The sequence below is a fragment of the Corynebacterium sp. genome, assembly GCF_030530965.1.
Classification (GTDB): Bacteria; Actinomycetota; Actinomycetes; order Mycobacteriales; family Mycobacteriaceae; genus Corynebacterium.
Genome location: NZ_JAUMTY010000091.1, coordinates 1 through 2785, shown reverse-complemented (window position 1 = coordinate 2785; position 2785 = coordinate 1). Strand labels below are relative to the sequence as shown.

Below are 2785 nucleotides of genomic sequence, written 5' to 3'. Positions count from 1 at the left end.
AGGTGGAGCACTTCTTCGTCCACTACAAGGACCTGGAGCCGAACAAGGAAGTCAGTGGCTCGGGCTGGGGCGATAAGGAAGAAGCTGAGCGCATCCTGCAGGAAGCTAAGGATCGCTACGAGGACTAGTCGCGTCCTTTCTTTCGCATCGGGGGGCTCCCTTGGGGGATTAGTAACCTGACGAGCCAGCGGGGGGATTAATTCGGTTGCCCGTGTCTGGGTCGAAGTAGTGGGTTCGTGTTGCGCGAACAGTGATCACGGACCCAACGGCCACATCGGCAGCCGTAACCTGGCCGTTCTTATGGACGACGTCCGACGTAACGTGGTTCCGCCCGCTCCCCGCGACACCATCTCGTGGGAGGAGCACGGCGAGCGCGTCCCGACCCGTCATGGGGTTGATCTGGACGTCGCCCTGAGTCCCTCGTGAGGCAGTCGGCGTGCCATAGGCAAACGATTGCGCACCGAGCTCCTCGATGTGTGTGACAGTGAGGTCGAGCACCGGTGCATCATTCTCCACGCCCGCAACCTGCACGTTTTCTTCCCCCGTCGTCGATGCCGCGTTGTCCCCGGATGCCACCGATAGAACCTCCCAGTCCTCCGGGCGCACACCCATAATCGGCCCACCATCAATCGTGAAAAGGCCCATCGTCGGCGATCCAATAAACGACGCCACAAACGTGTTCGCCGGATTCTGATAAACATCGCGAGGCGAGTCAACCTGCTGTAACACGCCGTCCTTCAGCACGGCCACACGGTCACCCATGGTCATCGCCTCAACCTGGTCGTGCGTCACATACACGGTGGTTGTCCGCAGCTTTTTCTGCAGAGAAAGAATCTGTGACCGCGTCGAGACCCTAAGTTTCGCATCGAGGTTGGACAGCGGTTCATCCATGCAGAACACCGCGGGGTCCCGGACGATCGCTCGCCCCATCGCGACACGTTGCCGCTGCCCACCCGACAATGCTGCAGGTTTGCGGTCAAGTAGATCAGTAAGCTCCAGCATCGCCGCAGCCTCATGGACACGCCGCCGCGTCTCCTTCTTCCCCATCCCACGGTTGCGAAGAGCAAAGCTCATATTCCCCTCAACTGTCATGTTGGGGTACAGCGCGTAATTCTGAAACACCATCGCCACGTCGCGCTCGCGCGGGGGCACACCCGTCGCGTCCCTGTCGCCAATAAAAATTGGCCCCTCATCAGCAGGTTCCAGGCCCGCGAGCATGCGCAAACTCGTGGATTTGCCGCAGCCGGACGGCCCCACGACAACTAAGAATTCACCATCCGCGATATCTAAGTTCAGATTATCGACGGCTTTACGGTCACCATAGATCCGGGAGACATTATTAAAACGTATCGACGCCATTCTTGTGCTCTTTCTTTTCTGCAGTTACGTTCTGTGAACAATTACGTGGTCAACAGGGTGATGGCTGAAAACGGTGCTATGAAAACCCATCACGACGGCATTTTCGGTTTAATTTGCGTCTCATAGGCCCTGCTGATTTCCTTATCAACCTTTTTCATCGTGGACCGTATATCGGCGTTATTCGTGAGGATCGATTCGAAAGCGCCACCAATAACCTGGTCTGCGCCAGGAACGAAAACGCGCGCTGGATCTTGAATGCGCGTATGCGGGAGCTGATCGATCGCAGTCTGATAATTGGGGTGTTCGTCCAAGAATGTCTTCATTTCCGGATCAGCCGACGCATCTTTTCGTACCGGCATATACCCCACTTCCCTCGACCAGAAGCATGTATTAGCCGTGTTCGTGATGTAGTTGATAAACGTTGCCGCGTTTTTCTTCCGTTTGTCAGAAATGATGGCCGGAATAGCTAGCCCTGCCCCACCCGTTGGGCATCCGCCTGTTCCCCGAGGATTAGGCAATGCCGCCGTCCCTACCGGGAATGAGGCGTTAGATACAATCCCGTTCAAATCTCCCGTCGACGCAATCACCGAGGCATATAATCCGGCCGAGAAATCATTGGCCAACGACTGAGAAATAGCAGCGTACCCATCACTCGACACGGTACGTTTGAGCCATTCCACCGCGGCGATTGTTTCGTCAGATGTGAAAGTAAAATCCCACTCTTTTGAGTACGCTCCGCCCTTTGTCCACAACGGGCCCTCAAACGTCCATGACAAATAATCGACGGCGTTTCCCCACCCGTGCCCTTTCTGCCGATCTGTCTGTAAGCGCGGCCCCCACTCATCCATTTCATCCCACGATTCGGGACCACGGTCGGGAAGGCCTGCTCGTTTCCACGCGTCTTTGTTGTAAAAGAACAGCGGCGTCGAGCGGGCAAAGGGAAGCGCGAAATGCTTACCGTTGAATGCATAGTCCTCATAAAGAGATGTCACATATGTCGACGTATCCAGACCCACTTCGGACGCCACATCCTCAATTGGCGTGATCTGCTCATTCAGCGCAAAGTTGAACCACCACACATCCGAGAGCATGACGATATCGGGAACGGTTCGTCCCGTCAGCGCCGCATTAAACTTCTGGGCGCATTCTTCGTAATTCTTCCCCGCGTCAATGAGATTGACCGTGAGGTCCGGATGATCCTTTTCAAATCGACGGATCAATTCTTGTTCCACCGGCTTTGACTGTCCCGGGTGCGACGACCACCACGTGATCGTGTTGTCATCCTGGTGCGCCTGACCTCCCGGCGAAAACCGTGTCCCCGCACATCCACTCAGCGCCGTTGCCGCCAACGCGGTGCCCGCGAGCCCCAAGAAAGAACGACGCGATATGCCCGCGCGCTGTGAATCCGAGCGTTGTGAATCCGAGC

At 56.4% G+C, this 2785-nt stretch carries 3 protein-coding genes; 1 reads left to right on the top strand and 2 read right to left on the bottom strand.

All coding sequences use genetic code 11. The features are described from left to right. On the top strand, positions 1–128 hold a 128-nt coding region (locus Q3981_RS10285; RefSeq protein ID WP_303124733.1), incomplete at its 5' end, for an inorganic diphosphatase. Positions 129–168: 40 nt separating this feature from the next. Here Q3981_RS10285 and Q3981_RS10280 read toward each other — a convergent pair. Further along, positions 169–1359, bottom strand: coding sequence for an ABC transporter ATP-binding protein (locus tag Q3981_RS10280; RefSeq protein ID WP_303125976.1), 1191 nt, complete (start codon positions 1357–1359; stop codon positions 169–171). Positions 1360–1448: 89 nt separating this feature from the next. Then, a complete protein-coding gene (locus Q3981_RS10275) occupies positions 1449–2747 on the bottom strand; it encodes an ABC transporter substrate-binding protein (RefSeq protein WP_303125979.1) in 1299 nt (432 codons plus the stop codon). Positions 2748–2785: the final 38 nt, after the last annotated feature.

What these genes read in the sequence shown, in the direction of transcription:
- Q3981_RS10280 (WP_303125976.1), bottom strand. Translation starts at nt 1,359, where the DNA reads ATGGCGTCGATACGTTTTAATAATGTCTCCCGGATCTATGGTGACCGT.